The sequence below is a fragment of the Marivirga salinae genome (assembly GCF_030503855.1).
In the GTDB taxonomy this organism is placed as follows: Bacteria; Bacteroidota; Bacteroidia; order Cytophagales; family Cyclobacteriaceae; genus Marivirga; species Marivirga salinarum.
Window position 1 is genome coordinate 2313460 of the sequence record NZ_CP129971.1, and the last position, 21024, is coordinate 2334483.

General features: G+C 37.8%; 9 protein-coding genes. 8 read left to right on the forward strand and 1 reads right to left on the reverse strand.

What is annotated here, in order from left to right:
- The first annotated feature begins 44 nt into the window (after nucleotides 1-44).
- From QYS49_RS09785 to QYS49_RS09810, 6 genes are all read left to right on the forward strand, one after another.
- Nucleotides 45-6377, forward strand: coding sequence for a BspA family leucine-rich repeat surface protein (locus QYS49_RS09785; protein WP_308347047.1), 6333 nt, complete (start codon nucleotides 45-47; stop codon nucleotides 6375-6377).
- 92 nt (nucleotides 6378-6469) lie between these two features.
- A complete protein-coding gene (locus QYS49_RS09790; protein WP_308347048.1) occupies nucleotides 6470-6886 on the forward strand; it encodes a hypothetical protein in 417 nt (138 codons plus the stop codon).
- A 318-nt stretch (nucleotides 6887-7204) separates the two neighbouring features.
- On the forward strand, nucleotides 7205-10132 hold the full coding sequence (locus QYS49_RS09795) for a sensor histidine kinase (RefSeq protein WP_308347049.1): 2928 nt from the start codon (nucleotides 7205-7207) through the stop codon (nucleotides 10130-10132).
- 12 nt (nucleotides 10133-10144) lie between these two features.
- Nucleotides 10145-10879, forward strand: a complete 735-nt coding sequence (locus QYS49_RS09800) for a LytR/AlgR family response regulator transcription factor (protein ID WP_308347051.1) — start codon at nucleotides 10145-10147, stop codon at nucleotides 10877-10879.
- 123 nt (nucleotides 10880-11002) lie between these two features.
- Entirely contained in the window at nucleotides 11003-16114 is a 5112-nt protein-coding gene (locus QYS49_RS09805; protein WP_308347052.1) for an InlB B-repeat-containing protein, read from the forward strand.
- 96 nt (nucleotides 16115-16210) lie between these two features.
- Nucleotides 16211-16630 carry a hypothetical protein gene (locus QYS49_RS09810; protein ID WP_308347053.1) on the forward strand — a complete coding sequence of 140 codons (420 nt, stop codon included), beginning with the start codon at nucleotides 16211-16213 and terminating at the stop codon, nucleotides 16628-16630.
- 228 nt (nucleotides 16631-16858) lie between these two features.
- On the opposite strand, the gene QYS49_RS09815 is transcribed toward QYS49_RS09810, so the two are convergent.
- Nucleotides 16859-17575, reverse strand: coding sequence for a TIGR04283 family arsenosugar biosynthesis glycosyltransferase (locus QYS49_RS09815; RefSeq protein WP_308347054.1), 717 nt, complete (start codon nucleotides 17573-17575; stop codon nucleotides 16859-16861).
- A 54-nt stretch (nucleotides 17576-17629) separates the two neighbouring features.
- Here QYS49_RS09815 and QYS49_RS09820 point away from each other — a divergent pair, with 54 nt between their 5' ends.
- The gene (locus tag QYS49_RS09820; RefSeq protein WP_308347055.1) at nucleotides 17630-18418 is read left to right on the forward strand and encodes a DUF547 domain-containing protein; all 789 of its coding nucleotides are present in this window, start codon (nucleotides 17630-17632) and stop codon (nucleotides 18416-18418) included.
- A 495-nt stretch (nucleotides 18419-18913) separates the two neighbouring features.
- On the forward strand, nucleotides 18914-20920 hold the full coding sequence (locus tag QYS49_RS09825) for an OmpA family protein (RefSeq protein ID WP_308347056.1): 2007 nt from the start codon (nucleotides 18914-18916) through the stop codon (nucleotides 20918-20920).
- Nucleotides 20921-21024: the final 104 nt, after the last annotated feature.

Consider the following 21024-nt stretch of genomic DNA (forward strand, 5'->3'; position numbering starts at 1 on the left):
TGAGATTTATTTGAACTTTGTTTTACACAAATCAGAAAATCGATATGAAAAACTTTCTACCTATTTTATTTTGCTTATTGAGCTTGTTGGCTTTCAAAGCTCAAGGCCAAAACGAATTTATTACTACTTGGCAAACAACTGATACAGAGATAACTATTCCTACTACAGGTTCTGGTTATAACTATGATATCAGCTGGATCAACCTTGATAATTCAGGTGTGGGAGATGGATCTGCTTCCGGTATAACAGGCGATTACACCATCACAGGTTTGACAAATGATGAAACTTACGAGATAGTAATCTCTGGTACTTTTCCTCGCATTTACTTCAATGGCGGAGTGGAAAAGGATAAAATCCTCACCGTCAAACAGTGGGGTATCATTCAGTGGAGTTCGATGGAGAGAGCATTTCAAGGCTGTACAAACTTCAATATTACAGCCACTGACGCTCCAGATTTGAGTACTGTTACCAGTATGCGTAGTATGTTCCAATCATGTACAAGTCTTGATGCAGACTTAAGCAGCTGGGACGTGTCTAATGTTGAGGATTTTCTTGCTACTTTTTCCAGTACTCAGAATTACAGTCAAGATCTAACTTCTTGGGTGGTTTCCAGTGCTACTAATATGGCTTTAATGTTTTCAAATTCAAACTTCAATGGGAGCTTATTTGGTTGGGATGTCTCTGGAGTAACAAATTTTAGTTCCATGTTTTCAGCTTCTAGCTTTAATAATTCATCTATCGTCTCATGGACTACAACAAGCGCTACCAAGATGGACTATATGTTTTCTGCTAATACCACTTTTAACCAAGACATTTCGGGATGGAATACTTCACTGGTAGAGAATATGTCACATATGTTTAATAATGCCTCCAGTTTTAATCAATCTCTAAATAGTTGGAATGTAAGTAATGTTACAGACATGTCACGCATGTTTGCTTTTGCTACTAGTTTTAACGGTGATATCTCCAGTTGGAATACCACCAAGGTGACGGATTTAAGCGGAATCTTTTATGGAGCAACAAATTTTAATCAATCTATAGCTTACAATTCAGGAACGAATGCCTGGAACACTTCTAATGTTACCGATTTATCAAATACTTTCCACGATGCTACTGCCTTTAATCAGGATATCTCCGGTTGGGATGTGAGTAAAGTTACAAGCTTCAGCAGTACTTTTGAAGACGCAACGTCCTTTAATCAAGATATTTCCGGTTGGGATGTGTCAAGCGTAACCTCAATGAACTACACCTTTAATGGAGCATCTTCATTTGACCAAAATCTTGGAAGCTGGGATATTAGTAATTTGTTCGGTTCAAACGGCATGTACCGTGCATTCTACGGTTCTGCTTTAAGCACTGAGAATTATGATAATACCTTAAATGGCTGGACTGATGGATCGATAACTCCCCCAGGGTATATAAACATGTATGTATATGGTTTGACTTATTGTGATGCTAGCGGAAGAGATATTTTACAGAATACCTATAATTGGAATTTCAGTGGAGACCAACAAAGTTGTACTCCAACAGCTATATCATTAACATCTAATTCTATAGATGAGAATAATGCAATTGGAACTCAAATTGGTGAATTAGTTGCAACTGATAGCGATGCCGGTGAAAACTTCACCTTCACTTTTGTAGCGGGTGCTGGAGATACAGATAATGCAAGTTTTACAATTGATAAGGGAGCAATATCTCAAAGGAGTTTCTTAAGAGCTGGAGAAGTATTTGATTTCCAAACGCAGTCATCTTACTCTGTTAGAATTCAAGTAGAGGATAAGGATGGTAATACCTATCAACAACAATTAAGTATCACTATAAATGATGTTGCAGAAATTAATCCAGCCACAGCTTTTATTACGACTTGGGAAACCACTTCACCAAGTGAAAGTATTACCATTCCCACCAACTCAAGCGAGACTTATAATTATGCTGTAGATTGGGGAGATGGGAATATTGAGTCTGGTCTTACAGGTGATGCATCGCACACCTATGCTAATGCAGGAACTTATACTGTAAGTATTTCTGGTGATTTCCCGAGAATATACTTTAGGAAAATTCAAGATGGGGTTGAAGATAAGATTTTCACTATTCAACAGTGGGGAGATATTGAGTGGACTTCAATGCATGAAGCTTTCCAGGGATGTTCCAATTTAAATATAACTGCTTCGGATTCACCGAATTTGTCTAATGTAACAGATATGAGTAGTATGTTTGTTTTTTGCTTTAGCCTTGATGCCGATATAGGAGACTGGGATGTTTCAAATGTTGAAAATATGAACAATCTCTTTTTTAGAGCGGAATCTTTTAATGCCGATATAAGTGGTTGGGATGTTTCTAATGTGACAGATATGAGCAGTATGTTTTCTTCAGCAGAAATATTTAACCAAAATATAGGTTCATGGCAAGTGGGGAATGTTGTCGACATGAACTCAATGTTTTCTAGAGCACACAGCTTTAATCAAAATATTGAAGGATGGGATGTGAGGCAAGTTACAGATATGAGCTTCATGTTTCTCGATGCTTTTGCCTTCAATCAGCCATTGAATGCTTGGGAAGTAATGAATGTAACGGACATGAGAAGCATGTTTAAGAAAGATGACTTCTTTGCTAGTGAATCTTCGAGCTTCAATCAGCCTTTAAATAGTTGGGATGTGAGTCAAGTTAGCGATATGAATTCTATGTTTTCGGGTGCTGCAGTTTTTGATCAAAACATTGACAACTGGCAGGTTCAAAATGTAACCGATATGAGCCAGATGTTTTATAAAGCAAGCGCTTTTAATCAGGATATTAGTACTTGGGACTTTTCCAATGTTACGAATATGGATCAGATGTTTCAGTCTGCTACTTCTTTCGATCAGGCAATAGGAAGTTGGGTTATTACTAATGTTGTCAGTATGGATGATATGTTAGTAGGCAGTGGATTATCAATAGCAAATTATGATGCCACTCTTCAAGATTGGGCTTCACAAACTGTTCAGTCTGATGTAATATTTGGAGCAAATTTTTTAAACTATTGCACTGCGGAAACCGCCAGAAATACGCTGATAAACACCTACAACTGGACTATATCTGATGACGGGCTTCAATGTCCTTCACAATCTGCCCCTTTCATAACCACTTGGCAAACAGATGACACGGAAATAACTATTCCGACCACTGGAACTGGCTATAATTATGATATCACCTGGACCAACCTGACTAACCCTGGTGTGGGAGACGGTTCTGCTACAAATCAAGCAGGAAATTATACTGTCACAGGCTTATCTAATGGAGATACTTATCAGTTGGAGATTAATGGAGATTTTCCAAGGATTCTTTTTAATGAAAACAGTCAAGTCCTAAAAATTCAATCAATAGAGCAATGGGGAGATATACAATGGACATCAATGTCTCGTGCATTCAGCGGCTGTTCGAATTTGGTTTCTAATGCTACTGATAATCCGGATCTTTCGGGAGTGTCAAACTTTAGCCAAATGTTTAAGGGCTGTACCAATTTTACAGGAGATTTATCTGGCTGGAATACTGGTAATGCCACTTTCATGAGTGAAATGTTTCGAGGCTGTGCTAATTTTAATAGTGACTTATCTGGCTGGGATGTAACCAATGTAACTGATATGAGCTCACTATTTTACGGAGCAGAATCATTCAATGGGGATGTATCAAATTGGAATGTATCAAATGTGAACAACATGTATGCTATATTCTTAAATGCCAGTATTTTCAATCAAGATATCTCCAATTGGGACGTTTCCAATGTCCAAGACTTTGGTAGTGCATTTAATTTTGCTGAAAACTTTAATCAAGACTTAAGTGGATGGAACACTTCTTCAGCCACTAACATGTCCGGAATGTTTAGAAGAGCGTTTGATTTTGACCAGGATTTGTCAGCATGGGATATTCGAAACGTCACCGACTTATCTCAAGTTTTTGAAAATTCTTCAATGTCTGTAGATAATTATGATCTCACAATTCAAGGCTGGGCTACACAATCAGTGCAATCTGGTGTTACGCTAGGTGCAGATGGGTTAGCTTATTGCAATAGTGAGGATGCCAGGAATAGTTTAATTAATAGCCCTAATAATTGGACTATAATTGGGGATGTCAAAGATTGTACTGGGGTGAATTCCATACCGACTGATATTAGTTTGAGTTCTTCAACTATAGATGAAGGTAATTCAGTAGGAGATCTTGTGGGTTTATTTACTACCACCGATGCAGATGCAGGTGATACGCATTCCTACTCACTAGTAGCTGGAGCAGGTGATACTGACAATGTCAGCTTTTCTATCACCGATGACCAACTAAAAGCAGCCGAAGCATTTGATTTTGAAACCAAATCAAGCTACTCTATTAGAGTTCAAACTGATGATGGAAATGGCAGTACTTTTGATAAAGAATTTTCTATCACTATCAATGATGTGGTAGAAAAGCAAGATCAAACAATCACATTTGAAGCATTAGCAGACAAAGAATATGGAGATGCTTCCTTTAGCTTAACCGCCTCATCGGATAGCGAGTTGGCGGTAAGTTTTGAAGTAGTAGAGGGACCAGTGAGTTTGACGGGAAATGAAGTGACCATCACAGGAGTTGGAACAGCCACGATCCGCGCCACGCAAGGAGGGAATGATGGTTTTAATCCAGCAGAGCCGGTGGATCAAAGCTTTGCTATTACAAAAGCAGGCTTAACGGTCATTGCCGAAGATAAGGTGATGAGCTATGGTGAAGCCCTTCCAGCTTTGACTTATGAGATAACAGGCTTTGTTTATAACGATGATGAAAATGACTTAAGCACGCCAGTTGAGATCAACACTACAGCCGATCAAAATAGTAATGCAGGCCCTTATGCCATCAATGTTTCAGGAGCCACAGCAGCGAATTATGATGTCAGCTTTGAAGCGGGAAGCCTAACCATCGAAAAAGCAGCGCAAGAAATTACCTTTGATGCGCTGTCAGATGTGGATATCGATCAAAGCACAGAGGTGAGCCTTTCGGCAACAGCGAGTTCTGACTTGGCGGTGAGCTTTGAAGTAGTAAGCGGTCCAGCTACTTTGGATGGAACTACCTTGAGTCTAAGCGGTACGGGAACGGTAACGGTTAGGGCTAGTCAGGAAGGCAATGATAACTACCAGGCAGCAGAACCGGTGTCACAATCATTTGATGTGTTCTCTACCGCAAAAGAGAATCAAAGCATCACATTTGAGGCCCTTCCTGAAAAAACATTTGGGGATGAGTCTTTCGAACTAAGTGCCACGGCAAGCTCAGGATTGACATTGAACTATAGCAGTTCAGACGAAACAGTAGCTACAATAGAGGGAGCAATGGTGACGATAGTGGGAGCAGGAACAACGATCATTACAGCTAGCCAAGCGGGGAATGAGGAGTATAACCCAGCGCCAGCCATCAGTCAGACCTTGGTGGTCAACAAGGCAGATCAGGAGATCACGATAGAAGCTATCTCTAACAAAGTCATCGAAGCAGCAGATTTTGAGGTGGTTGCTTCCACTACAAGCGGATTAGCATTGAGCTACGTGGTATTGTCAGGCCCAGCTACCCTCAACGGAAATATCGTCACGCTAAGCGGTGAAGTAGGAACAGTAGAAATAGAAGTAAGTCAGGCGGGCAATGAGAATTACTTAGCTGCTTCTGCGACCATTAGCTTTGAAGTGGTAGATAATCCATGTGAAGGATTTGGCGCCACGGCCACTGCACTACAAAACGTAAGCTGCAATGGCGATGCAAGCGGTAGCTTTGAAGTAAATACAAGCAATGGAACAGCACCTTTTACCTACACCCTAGGAAATGAAAACCAGGATAATGGACTATTTGAGAATATGACGGCAGGTAGTTATGAAATCATAGTAACCGATACCAATGGCTGCAGTGCTACTGCTACAGTTGAAATTAGCGAAGCAGAAGCTTTACAAGTAACGGCCGAGACCACGGATAGCAATAGTATTTTCGGAAATGGTAGTATCAGCCTGACAGTAATTGGAGGAACCGGAAACTATAGCTATGATTGGAGTACTGGAGCTACCACTGCAGACCTTACAGACTTAGGTATAGGAGAATATACAGTAACTATAACAGATGAGGCAGGATGTAGCATTGAAGACAGCTATACTATAGGTGGAGTAACGGCTAATAGCGATGCTTTTGAGCTTAACATTTACCCTAATCCGGTCATCAACCAAATTACTATATCGCACGGAGAGAAGGTGAATCAGATCAGTTTGATGGATGCAAAAGGAAAGATAATCCTAGAGCAGAAAGCAATTGGAAGAGAAACCGAGCTAGAGATGACAGGACTACCAGCAGGCATATATTTCATCCGTCTGGACGATGGTAATATGAAAAGAATAATAAAGGAGTAAGAGTAGAAAGAGCGCAATAGGAATTAAAACCCTATTTGCGCTCTTAAAATTCAACCTTAAACAAATCACTCAATACATAAAATAGAAAACAAATGAAGACATTTAGATATATAACACTAATTAGCTTGATAGCACTGACTTCCATGATCGGCTGCAAAAATGAGGTAACGATCACACCCACCGAACAAGCCCAACAGGATTTAGTAGAATCACTGCAAGGAACTTGGACGGCTCAGGAGGTAAGAAAAGAAAACACGGTAATTAGTGATTTCAATGACTTTAGCTTGACCATCACGGATAAAAGCTACAGCACTGAAAACGGATCACCGGTATGGCCAAGCAGTGGCACCTTTGACTTTGAGAGCATAGAGACAGAAAATGAATTTGTGAGGCAAGATGGGCGACTGTTTACGGCAACAGTCAATAACGGCACTGTAACAATCACCATCGTCTATCAAGAAGAAACCGGTAGAGGAGAATATGGCACCTATGAGTTTGTCATGGAATAAAGAAAATAGAAGAAGCTAGCAATAGCCCACGTTTAGGTAGGCCCTAAGTGTTGTTGAAAGATAGGGTAGTGGTTTTTTCATGAGCCTCTGTAGTGATACAGAGGCTTTTTTATTTTTCTTCTTTTGAATAGAAAGATGGAATAACAGCAAACTGAAATGAGGAGAGAAAAATGCCTGACAGTTTGAGGAAAATGAAACAGCTAGTTTAGCTGCCTTGTGCGATCAGCTTTTTTTGTGACTTGAAATTTAATATACATGAAGTTTTCTGTAAATATTATGATAAAGTAGCTAATTTACGGCCTCTATCTTGCAAAGTTCATGAGGCAATTTATCATATTTTATCTTTTTGTTGGTCTTTTGCAGCCCTCAATTGCACAGGATTACGTTACTCAGTCATTTTCGGATGTTTACGATTTTGATGTACGCACAATTTATGATGTGATGCAAGCAAGTGACGAGAAACTATGGATAGGCACTGATCAAGGGGTGTTTTCCTTCAATCAACGAGAAGTTAAACGATATGCAGATAGCCGTTATCAGTCAGAATTTTCAAATCTTAAAGAAGATCCAGATGGTAGGATCTGGTTACAAAATTTTAGCGGTCAAATATTCTTCATAAAAGAGGATTCGCTTCGCTTGTTTAAAGATTTATCACCATACACCAGAGATGGCTTAATCAGTCTTGATATCAGCCGGTACCCTATCATGTTAGTAAGTTCTGAATATGGAATTTTTAAGTTTAATATTGAGGAGGAGTCGGAATACCAAGCTTTTGCCTTTGAAAATCAAAAGTTAGTGCCACAAAATTTTGATGAGCTGAAGGTCTCACCAATTGAGAATATTATAGCTACACAAGAGACACTTTATTTTATACATAGCTCTACTATTTACAGCTTTAGGCAGGGTGAAGTTATTCCCATCTCACAAACCAGAATGCCTTCTAGATCGAAAGTTAAACTACTAAAGGTGGCGGATAAAATTTTTGGGGTGCAATTACTGGGAGAAGGAGAAGTTGTACTTTATCAGATAGATGGTGATAAGGTGACCGAAAGAGTTTATAGGGGTCTGAATGGTGTAGTGACACAATCACTGCAGTACTTTGAAGAGAAACAGCAGTACTGGTTAGGTTCGCAGAAAGGTTTTTATGTGTTTGATGAAAACCTTGATCTATTAGAGCCGAAAGCCTCATTGCAGCAATTGTATGTCACCTCAATTATTCAAGATGTGGAGGGTAATTATTTACTGAGTACGCTCAATGAAGGCCTACAGATCATTTATAGTTTGGATGTTCAGGTTTATAGAAAGGATAACAGCGGATTAAGGGTTGATAATATAGTAGATATAATAGCAGGTCCGGAAGGAACCGCCTTTATTTTAGACGAACAAAATAATTTATTCCAAATGTCAGAAGGTGAGCTTTTGCCTCAATTTTTATATCAATGTGAGGAAAGGGTCTCCTCATTGTTTTTTAATTATCCTGAGGCGGTTATTCATTTATTTCCTGCGAGTACTCAATATAATTTATTGCGGAATGGGCCTGAACCAAATATCCTTACAAATATAAAATCATTAAATACTTTTGATTCAACCAATCTAATCGTCTCTCAATCTGGTAGTGCAATATTGATTAGCAGTAGAAATTCAAAATTGAGAAACAACTTAAGACCCTATTTAAGTGATTCCACTGGAAAGCATTTTGAAACTGGAATTACTCAGTATGTTATTCGTCAAAAGCGCTCCATTTCTAATTTGATTGTCAATGAAGCGGAATTTTACGTTGCTTATTCTGATGCTTTATATCATTATAAGAATGGTGATCATGTCGAGATAAAGTATAACAATCAACCTATTGTAGCTATAGATTTACTTAAAGATGGAAGTAAGATTTGGATTGCCGGTACGGATGGCTCTCTATTTCTTATTGAGAAGGAAGGGGAAATTCAGAAGATAAATAGTTTTTCTATGGCGATTAAAAATTTAGACCTTTACAAAGACAAATTGTTCATAGTAGCTAGTAAGGCTGTTTATACCTATTTACACCAAACAGCTGAGTTAGAAAAGATTGATTATACAAATGGATTAATCACGAGTGAAATTCATAAAGGATTAATCTTTAATGATAAAATTTATCTGGCCACCTACGATGGCTTATTTTATTATCCTGCAAACTTCAAAAGAAAGTATAATGAACATAAACCATCCATCAATTTAGATGAGTTTAAGGTAAATGGGGCAACGTTCTCCCAGGGAGAGATAAGTGATCTCACACACCTGCAAAATAACTTACTGTTTAATTTTTCCACCTATGCTTTGCGTAGTCAAAAGAGCTTCCAGCTAGCCTATAAATTTGAACAAGATCAGGAGTGGCAATTTACAGATGGTCTTAGCTTAAGTTTTAATGCCCTACAACCAGGCGATTATGAATTGAGTTGTAAGATTGTAAATGAAGCTGGAATAAGCAGCAATTTTGTCGAAAAGATATCTTTCAGTATAGCTTTTCCCTTTTATCAACAGGCTTGGTTTTATTTTGCAATTTCTCTATTTTCAGTACTTATAGTAGGAGGTTTTTTAAATTATCGATACAAAGTGAAGCGAACTAATGCCATACTGCATGAGCGCTTAGCCATGTCAACACTATCGTCCATAAAGGCGCAGATGAATCCGCATTTTATTTTTAATGCAATAAATGCTGTGCAAAACTCTATTCTAAAAGGGGATAAAAATGCTTCCTATCGTTATTTGAATAAGTTATCGGTAATTCTAAGGAATATATTGATTCATTCTGAAAAGGATTTTATTGATGCTGAAGAAGAACTTAAGATGATAGAGTCTTACCTGGATCTTGAAGAATTACGTTTCAATGGAGATTTGAATTATCATATTGAGGGCAAAGAGGTCTTAAGTACTATTGAAATGCCTGCTATGATTATTCAGCCATTTGTTGAAAATTCCGTTAAACATGGCTTGTTACATAAAAAAGGTTCTAAAGAGATTAAAATAAGCTTTGAGCTACAAGAATACTTGATCTGCACCATCATCGATAATGGTATAGGAAGAGATGCTTCTGAACAAATAAAGAAAGAGCAAGGCCTAAATAAGAAAGCCTTTTCAACCTCATCCATTCAAAAAAGATTTGCAATACTTCGAGAGTATTACCAGCTAGATCTTGGCTTTACTTATGAAGATCTTGCAGTTAATGATCAAGCTGTAGGAACGAAGGTTGTGCTTAGAATTCCATTTAAATAATTAATTTGACACATGGTAAAAACATTAATTGTTGATGATGAATTGAAAGCCAGAGAAAATTTGGCTATTCTGCTGGAAGCTTATGAGCCTACAACTTTTGATATTACATATGCAGAAAATGCAGACGAAGCTAAAAGGCTTATTACTAAAAATAAGCCTGAATTACTTTTTCTGGATATTGAAATGCCAAATAAGAATGGATTTCAACTGATCAATGAACTTGAGGTAATAGACTTTCCCATAATTTTTGTTACTGCCTATGACCACTATGCAATTAAAGCCTTTGAGGTGTCTGCTTTTGATTACCTATTGAAACCACTTGATATTGAGAGACTATACCTTAGCTTAGGACGAGTATTGAATCTTAGTGATAAAAATACAGTCTTCAAGCGCTTAAAAGCACTTCAGGAGAATGAAGCTGAAGGTAAGATAACTAAGATTGCCATTCCAGAGAGAGGCGATTATATTCTTTTAGATACCAAAGAAATTATTTGTATTGAGGCGAATAGGGCATATGTTGAGATTTACACCGAAAAAAGTAAATATATCTATGCGAAGCCGCTTAAATATTTTGAAGATGTGCTCACTGAAAACAGCCAGTTTATAAGGGTGCATAGGTCATGGATTATAAACACCAACTTCGTAGAAAAATATTCTAAGAGAGATGCTGAGATCTTAATGAAGAATCAGCTGAAAATTTCAGTAAGTAGGTCCTACAAAGAAGAATTGTTAAGATCAATTCAATAAAATCATACAATAGTACAAAAAGTTGTCATTCGGAAACTAGTTCTGTCCATTGGGAAGGTTTAGATAATTATTGAATTAATAATATACATAATTGCGGCTATTATTAATCTTAATATTTAAACCATGAAAAAATATTTACTGATTTCATTATTAGCAATTTCGTTACAATCTTTTTCTCAAACTATTTTGTATGTAGATAAAGATGCAACAGGGTTAAATGATGGTACCTCTTGGTCAAATGCTTTTACTGACTTGCAAAGTGCATTAGCATTGGATGCTTCTGGTGATCAGATCTGGATAGCTGACGGAACCTATATCCCTGGCAGTTCGAGGGCATCATCATATCAATTTGATGCTTCAAATGTCACAATATATGGTGGATTTAATGGAACAGAATCTTCACTATCTGAACGTGATTTGCAGGCAAATAAAACTATTTTGTCTGGTGATTTACTTGATAATGATCTCGGTTTGTTTGCCACTGCATCAAACACAAAATGGGATAATGCTTATCATGTGGTTACGATAAACGCTAATGACGTTAGTATTGATGGAGTAGTTATTACCAAAGGCGTAGCAACTGGTGGGACAAGTTCTCAAAAAGTTGGGGCTGGTATATATGTTTTTGATAATTCCGCAGGCTTTGTAATTAGAAATTGTGAGTTTACGCTTAACACTTCTTATTCAGGTTCTGGTATAAGAGCTAATATTAACGCTAACACTACTGTAAAGATTGAAAACTCTAAGTTTAATAATAATATTGCAAACAATGGAGTGGGGATTTTTATTTTAAGTAAAGTCGGTAGAACAATAAATGTTGAAATTACAAACTGTTTATTTGAAAATAATTACATAAATGACCAAATCGCAGCTGGTGGATCTGGAACTGCGATTTATATTTCACCAAATGAGAACAACTCTACAATAAATACAAATATTAGCAATTGTACTTTTGCAAATAATTTTGAAAATACTAGCTCATCCATAGCAGAAAAAGCTGTTGTTAATGTGGGTAAAAGATTTGCAGATCCAAATTACGTCCATAATATTACCGTGAGCAATTCAATCTTTTATAATAATGTTGACGCCTCAGGTTCTATCGTTGGATCGATTGGAAGAGGGAATTTACAAGCTCCAAATAGTATTACAGTCTACAATTCTATAGATCAGGATGTTTTCACATATGTTAATCCTGCTAATTTATTTAATACCTTAAATTCAAACCCCTTATTTGCTGATATGGCAAATAATGTTTTCACTTTACAAACAGGCTCACCAGCAATTGATGCTGGAGATAACTCTAAAATACCAGCAGGTGTTACAACAGATTTGGAAGGTAATCAACGTATACTTAATTCTACGGTGGATATCGGAGCTTATGAATTCGATCCATCAGCAGTTGTTCAAAGAACACTAACTTTAAACGCAACGAATGGAAGTATTACGCCAGATGTTGCTCCAACAAACGGAACTTATGATAACGGAACTGTAGTGGAACTAACCGCAGTGCCAGATGCAGGATATCAATTTAATGGTTGGTCTGGCGATGCTTCAGGAACTTCCAATCCTATTTCTGTAACAATGGATGCTGATAAAACAGTAACAGCAAACTTTATTTTAATTCAAAGAACGCTGAGCTTAAACGCAACGAATGGAAGCATTACGCCAGATGTTGCTCCAACAAACGGAACTTATGATGACGGAACTGTAGTGGAATTAACCGCAGTGCCAGATGCAGGATTTGTATTTGATGGTTGGTCTGGCGATGCCTCAGGAACTACCAATCCTATTTCTGTTACGCTGGATGCTGATAAAACAGTAACAGCAACCTTTAGCCCCATACAGAGAACGCTAAGCTTAAACGCAACGAATGGAAGTATTACGCCAGATGTTGCTCCAACAAACGGAACTTATGATAACGGAACTGTAGTGGAACTAACCGCAGTGCCAGATGCAGGATATCAATTTAATGGTTGGTCTGGCGATGCTTCAGGAACTTCCAATCCTATTTCTGTAACAATGGATGCTGATAAAACAGTAACAGCAAACTTTATTTTAATTCAAAGAACGCTGAGCTTAAACGCAACGAATGGAAGCATTACGCCAGATGTTGCTCCAACAAACGGAACTTATGATGACGGAACTGTAGTGGAATTAACCGCAGTGCCAGATGCAGGATTTGTATTTGATGGTTGGTCTGGCGATGCCTCAGGAACTACCAATCCTATTTCTGTTACGCTGGATGCTGATAAAACAGTAACAGCAACCTTTAGCCCCATACAGAGAACGCTAAGCTTAAACGCAACCAATGGAAGTATTACGCCAGATGTTGCTCCAACAAACGGAACTTACGATAACGGAACTGTAGTGGAACTGACCGCAGTACCAGATGCAGGATTTGTATTTGATGGTTGGTCTGGCGATGCTTCAGGAACTACCAATCCTATTTCTGTAACAATGGATGCTGATAAAACAGTAACAGCAAACTTTAGCCCACTACAAAGAACGCTAAGCTTAAATGCAACCAATGGAAGCATTACGCCAGATGTTGCTCCAACAAACGGAACTTACGATAACGGAACTGTAGTGGAATTAACCGCAGTACCAGATGCAGGATATCAATTTGATGGTTGGTCTGGCGATGCAACAGGAACTACCAATCCTATTTCTGTAACAATGGATGCTGATAAAACAGTAACAGCAACCTTTAGCCCCATACAGCGAACGCTGAGCTTAAACGCAACGAATGGAAGTATTACGCCAGATGTTGCTCCAACAAATGGAACTTATGATAACGGTACTGTAGTGGAATTAACCGCAGTACCAAATGCAGGATATCAATTTGATGGTTGGTCTGGCGATGCAACAGGAACTACCAATCCTATTTCTGTAACAATGGATGCTGATAAAACAGTAACAGCAAACTTTAGCCCACTACAAAGAACGCTAAGCTTAAATGCAACCAATGGAAGCATTACGCCAGATGTTGCTCCAACAAATGGAACTTATGATAACGGAACTGTAGTGGAATTAACCGCAGTACCAGATGCAGGATATCAATTTGATGGTTGGTCTGGCGATGCCTCAGGAACTACAAATCCTATTTCTGTTACGCTGGATGCTGATAAAACAGTAACAGCAAACTTTAGCCCACTACAAAGAACGCTAAGCTTAAACGCAACCAATGGAAGCATTACGCCAGATGTTGCTCCAACAAATGGAACTTATGATAACGGAACTGTAGTGGAATTAACCGCAGTACCAGATGCAGGATATCAATTTGATGGTTGGTCTGGCGATGTAACAGGAACTACGAATCCTATTTCTGTAACAATGGATGCTGATAAAACAGTAACGGCAAACTTTATTTTAATTCAAAGAACGCTAAGCTTAAACGCAACGAATGGAAGTATTTCGCCAGATGTTGCTCCAACAAACGGAACTTATGATAACGGAACTGTAGTGGAACTAACCGCAGTGCCAGATGCAGGATATCAATTTGATAGTTGGTCTGGCGATGTAACAGGAACTACGAATCCTATTTCTGTAACAATGGATGCTAATAAAACAGTAACAGCAACCTTTAGCCCCATACAGAGAACGCTAAGCTTAAACGCAACGAATGGAAGTATTACGCCAGATGTTGCTCCAACAAACGGAACTTACGATAACGGAACTGTAATTGAACTAACCGCAGTACCAGATGCAGGATATCAATTTGATGGTTGGTCTGGCGATGTAACAGGAACTACGAATCCTATTTCTTTAACGCTGGATGCTGATAAAACAGTAACAGCAAACTTTAGCCCACTACAGAGAACGTTGAGCTTAAACGCAACGAATGGAAGTATTACGCCAGATGTTGCTCCAACAAACGGAACTTATGATAACGGAACTGTAATTGAACTAACCGCAGTACCAGATGCAGGATATCAATTTGATGGTTGGTCTGGCGATGCTTCAGGAACTACCAATCCTATTTCTGTAACAATGGATGCTGATAAAACAGTAACGGCATTGATTACACTAATAGATAATAGTCTAAGCCAGACGATTACTTTTGATGCGATCCCTGAAAAAACATTTGGAGATGAACCATTTGAACTTACGGCAACAGCCAGTTCAGGATTAGCAGTAAGTTTCAATAGCTCCAATGAATCAGTCGCTACTATAAACGGAACTACTGTAACTATAATCGGAGCAGGAATTACTATAATTACAGCCAGTCAAGCAGGAAATGATGAATATAGCGCAGCAGCTGCTGTCAGCCAAGAATTAGTAGTGAATAAAGCGGATCAAAGCATCACAATAGATGAAATATCCGATAAAGATGTTGAGGCAGCTGATTTTGAGGTAATAGCCACTACTACTAGCGGACTGGAACTTTTTTATAGTGTTTTATCAGGTCCTGCCACTGTCAGCGGTAATTTAATAAACTTGACAGGCGAGCCGGGAACAGTTGAAATAGAAGTGAGCCAAGCTGGAAATAACAATTACAATGCAGCATCTGCTACCACAACTTTTGAGGTAGTGGAAGATCCTTGCATCGGTTTCGAGGCAACTGCCACAGTCATTCAAAATGTAAGTTGCAATGGCGATGCAAGCGGGAGCTTTGAAGTAAATACAAGCAGTGGAACAGCACCTTTTACCTACACCATAGGAAATGAAAACCAGGATAACGGATTATTCGAGAATATGATGGCAGGAAGTTATGAAATCATAGTAACCGATGCCAATGGCTGCAGTGCTACTGCTACAGTTGAAATTAGCGAAGCAGAAGCTTTAGAAATTACTGCTGAGACCACAGACAGCAACAGTATTTTCGGAAATGGAAGTATCAGCCTGACAGTAAATGGTGGAACCGGAAACTATAGCTATGAGTGGAGCAATAGCGCAACAACAGCTAGCCTTACTGACTTAGGAATAGGGGAATACACAGTAACTGTAACTGATGAAGCAGGCTGTAGCATTACCGAAAGTTATTCGATAGGTGGAGTAACGGCCAATACAGAAGCCTTTGAATTTAATATTTACCCTAATCCGGTCATCAATCAAATTACTATATCGCACGGAGAGAAGGTGAACGAGATCAGTTTGATGGATGCAAAGGGAAAGATAATCCTAGAGCAAAAAGCAAGTGGAAAAGAAACTCTGCTAGAGATGACAGGGCTACCAGCAGGCATGTACTTCATCCGTCTGGACGATGGTAAGATGAAAAGAATAATTAAGGAGTAAGAGAGAGTAGAAAGAGTGCAATAGGAATTAAAACCCTACTTGCCCTCTTAAAATTCAACCTTAAACAAATCACTCAATACATAAAATAGAAAACAAATGAAGACATTTAGATATATAACACTAATTAGCTTGATAGCACTGACTTCCATGATCGGCTGCAAAAATGAGGTAACGATCACACCCACCGAACAAGCCCAACAAGATTTAGTAGAATCGCTGCAAGGAACTTGGACGGCTCAGGAGGTAAGAAAAGAAAACACGGTAATTAGTGATTTCAATGACTTTAGCTTGATCATCACGGATAAAAGCTATAGCACTGAAAACGGATCACCAGTATGGCCAAGCAGCGGCACCTTTGATTTTGAGAATATTGAAACGGAGAATGAGTTTGTTCGACAGGACGGCAGGTTGTTCACTGCATCTATCAATAATAGTAATTTAACCATTACGATAGTTTATCAAGAAGAAACGGCTAGAGGAGAGTACGGTACTTATGAATTTTTGATGAGCCAGTAATTAACAGCATTATCGAGGTCAGTATCGAAGGTCAGACCGGTTTCATAGCGTAGTCCATAAAATAGCGGAATCCGGTCTGACTATCGTCTGACCTAAGCCTTTCAAATCGATTTTGATCACAAACATTAAAAAAGCTAGCAATAGCCCACGTTTAGGTAGACCCTATGTATTTTTAATTAATAGGGTAGTGGTTTATTTTATGAACCTCTGTAGTGATACAGGGGCTTCTTATTCTTTAGGATGTTTTATCAACTGAAAATACTTTTCCTTTAAGATTTGCGGGTGATACCCTTTCATAAACATTCGATAAATTTTAAGATTGGCTATATTCACTTGCCAATAGCTGTTATATTCATATTTTCTGGCAGACACTAAAACTGATTTAGGGATGATACCGAACTTATATTTTTTCCATAGTCTTTTTATAAGTTCGAAATCCTCCATTACGACAAATTCCTCATTGAAGCCATTATTCTGATCAAAAACAGATTTTTTGATAAATAAAGTCTGGTCTCCACCTCTACACCAAAGCACTTTGAAACGGGTGAAAAATGAATTTACGGCTAAAAAAAGATCTCTGGAGTCAAATTTGAAACGGTAGCAACCAAAGTCATATCCTTTATTGATGAAATTAATAATATCCATTGCAAAAGTTTCAGGTGGCTTTGCGTCAGCGTGGACAAAATATAAAATATCAGAAGTTGCATATTTTGCCCCCTCGTTCATTTGATGCGCTCTAGATGCTTGTTTGCAGCAGATTACTTGAGCTCCAATATCTTTAGCAATTGCAGTGGTTTCATCTTCACTTTTAGCATCGCAAACTATGATTTCCGCTATGTGATTTTTTCCGTTTTGCGTTAAACATTGAAGTAATTCTCCAATGTTTTCAGCTTCATTGAGTGTCGGAATAATGACACTTATTTTATTATTGTAGCTTTCTGGCATCTGTAATTTAAAATAATGCGTAATTATGTTCACATAACTTACGAAATAACAATAATGAAAAGATTTAGCTCTATACTCTTTAGTATTTATTTACTATTTGTCGGATTTAATAGTTTTGGACTAAGTAAAATTGAAAAAGAACCCAATGAATTTGTGCGTTTAAGTATGAATTTAATAACAGCCATAAAGGACAATGCTGATTATCATAAATATGTAAATGAATATAAAGCCTTGCCATTAGATAAATTAGCAAAGTCATTAGATACAGATAATAAAACAAAAGCATTCTGGATCAATACTTATAATGCTTATGTGCAGATACTTTTAACGGAAGATCCTTCGCTTTTTGAAGATAGAGGGGCTTTTTTTAAGGGCGATTTAATTAATGTAGGAGGGGAGTTGTTAAGTTTAGATTTTATAGAACATGGTATTATTAGAGGCTCTGTCGTAAAATTATCCATGGGCTTTATGAAAGATCCCTTCGCAAGCAAATTAGAAAAGCAGTTTAGAGTGGAGGAAACAGACGGTAGAATTCATTTCGCTGTAAATTGTGGGGCTACTTCATGTCCTTATGTGGCAGTTTATAGTGCCTATGAATTGGACAAAGAGCTAGATCAAATTACCCAACAGTTTTTAAATAGAACCACTGATTATAATGAAAATGAAGATCAGGTTTATGTTACTAGGCTGTTTAGTTGGTTCAAAGGAGATTTTTCAGATCGAGGAGGTGTAATTGGATATTTAAATAAATATGATTGTATCCCTGAAGATGCTGATCCTGATGTGAATTATAAAGAATATGATTGGACCCTGGATTTAGGAAATTTCACAGAGTTGGAATAAGTATTTTTTTGTAGATAGTAAAGTTTAATAGTTTATGGTTAAAAAATCCCTCAATCAGGTTTTTGTTGGGATTTTTTAGTTCTGGCATGTTCCTATTTGGAGTAATATTATAAAAACAATGAACTCTTTTATCTTTAGTTTAAATTAATTTTATACTTTTAGAATAATTAAGTTACACTTAGTTGTGGATATTAGGGAACTAAATAGGGCCTGCTTAAAAAGTCTCAAGCACCTCATCTACTTCTCGGGCTAAAGCCTGCCGGCAGGCAGGCCTGCCAAAAATTTAAGCTTTATTTATAAGCTAGTTTATTGTAATACAACAGGCACACAAAATAATGTAACAAAGCAGGCTCATAAAAAGTACCCTTGGGTATTCTATCAGAAGTCAATTAATTTTTAAGACCATTATCTTACCTTTAAAATCGTAATTTTCACTAAATTCGACACTTAATGCTCATGCTATCAATTATATCAAAAGATTAATGAGGTCAAATTATGCTACGGTTAAAAGTTTTTTTGTTAATTATCATTTGTAGTTCGGCTCTTCATGCGCAAAATTTTAGAAAAAGTGTTAGAAAGGGCGATCAATACCTAAACGAAAATAACTATAGCAAAGCCATAAGTTATTATAAAAAGGCGTTGAAATATAAGCCTGGGAATGCGGATGCCACTTACGGCTTGGGGCTAGCCTACTTATTCGATTTTAAGAATGATGAGGCACTCAAACAGCTGACATTAGTGAGGCAACTCGATCCCAAAATTGGAATTAACATAGACTATTATTTAGGACAGGCTCATCAATACGATTATAATTTTGACGAGGCTATCAGGTATTACGATCTTTTCGGTGACAAAAAAAGGAAAAACCGTTATACAGCCGACTTAAAAATTGAAGAATGCCTAATAGCTGATTCTTTGTACAGTAATCCTAAGCCTGTGGTTGTTGAAAACCTGGGTCAAACGGTAAATTCAGGACAGCATGATTACACACCCGCCTTAATGGCTAACGGCAAAACACTTTATTTTACATCAAACAGAGCGGGTTCTACCGGAGGCAGGAAATTACAGGACGGTAGTTTTTATGAAGATATTTACAGCTCTTCCCTACAAGACGGGCAATGGAGCAAACCCCAAAAACTTGGCAGAAACTTAAACGGTGATTATCATGATGCTGTAGCTTCTATCTCTCCTGATGGGAAAAGGCTTTTTTTATATTCAGAGAAGGGCAATGGAGATATTTATTTTTCAAATTTTCAAGATTCAACATGGACATATCCTCAACCGCTTAGCAATAAGATCAACTCCATTTTTTGGGAAACATCAGTCTCAATAACTGCTGACGGTCAAACCTTATATTTCTCAAGCAACCGTCCGGGTGGTTACGGAGGCTTGGATATTTACAGAACTACGAAAGGAGAAGATGGCGAATGGGGTACTGCCCAAAACCTTGGGCCTTCCGTTAACACTGAAGCCGCTGAAGACGCACCGATGATACACCCAGATGGACATACCTTATATTTTAGTTCTTCTGGTCATCAAGGAATGGGTGGATATGACATCTATTATAGTAAAATAGAGGGTCAGGAGTTTTTGGCACCCGTTAATTTAGGGTGCCCGATCAATACGGTTTATGATGATAATTATTTTGTGATCTCTGCCGATCTTAAGCATGCATATTATGCTTCCAGAAAACCAGGTGGTTCGGGAATGGTAGATATCTATCATGTAGATATGGAAGAAAAAATAGAAATTAAAGAAATCGTCCAGTCCGAGCCTGAACCTGTATTAGTAGAAAATAATGAAATACCTTCTGAAAATGACAAAGAAGTTGAAGTAGAGATGACGGAGCCTGATACTAAAGCTGTGATTACTGTATTTAAAGGTAAAGTGCTTGATGCCAGCACGGGCTTACCAGTTGGTGCTGTAATTAAGATGGTTGATAACAAGAAAAGTACGTTGACTGCAGAAGCATTTTCTGATCCACAATCAGGTGAATTTGAATTGATTGTTACAGAAGGAGGTGATTTTGGTGTATCAACGAGTAAAAAAGGCTATCTATTTAATTCAATCAATTTTAGGCTACCCGAATTTTCTGAGTATCAGGAAATAGATGTTTCAATATTGCTGGATAGGGCAGAAGTAGGTACTAAAATGGTACTTAAGAATATTTTCTTCGATAGTGGTAGCTCTGATTTAAGAACTGAGTCGCTAGGTGAGCTTAAAGTGATTAAAGACCTTTTAATGAATTCACCTGAACTTAGAGTGCAGATCAATGGACATACTGATGATGTAGGAAATTCAGTTTACAATAAGTTGCTTTCTAAAAAAAGAGCTCAATCTGTGGTAGATTACCTGATTGCTAATGGTATTAATACCGAACGTTTAGAGGCTAAAGGCTTTGGAGAAGAAAAGCCCCTAGTATCAAATGATGATGAAATAGGAGGAAGAGAGATTAATAGAAGAACCGAAATAGAGATCTTAGGGGAAAGTCAAAATGGTTAACTTAAGGAATTTAACTTTAATTTGTAGGTTTTGAGTTGATTACAGCACTAATTTTTTTAAACATGAAATGAAATTCAGCTATAAAGTGTAATCTTAGAGTTAAC